The following is a 320-nucleotide window of genomic DNA, read 5'->3' as shown; positions in this document are numbered from 1 at the left end:
GCCGTTCGTGAACCGGGTGCCGCTGTTCGTGCTCTGGCTGTTCGGGGCCACGCTCGTCACCCCCTTCGCGGTCTTCCTCGCCCGGCGGGGTGACCGGTCGTGAGCTCCGCGGGCGTCGCCGTGTCCGTCTTCGCGTTCTTCATGGTGCTCACCGTCGCTCTCGGGCTCCTCGCCGTGCGCCGGCACCAGACCGGCGGGCTCGACGCCTGGTCCGTCGGCGGGCGTTCGCTCGGGCCCGTCTTCATCTGGGTGCTGATGGCGGGGGAGGGCTACACGAGTTTCAGCTATCTCGGCGCCGCCGGGTGGTGCCGGGAGGCGGC

At 72.2% G+C, this 320-nt stretch carries 1 pseudogene; it reads left to right on the top strand.

From position 1 onward, the window contains the following. Nucleotides 1-99: 99 nt before the first annotated feature. A pseudogene (locus OQ02_RS39710) lies at nucleotides 100-320 on the top strand (sodium:solute symporter family protein); the annotation flags it as partial.

Source organism: Saccharothrix sp. NRRL B-16314 (assembly GCF_000716595.1).
Taxonomy (GTDB): domain Bacteria; phylum Actinomycetota; class Actinomycetes; order Mycobacteriales; family Pseudonocardiaceae; genus Actinosynnema.
Note: the sequence above shows the minus strand (reverse complement) of the source record. Positions and strands in the feature narration are given on the sequence as shown.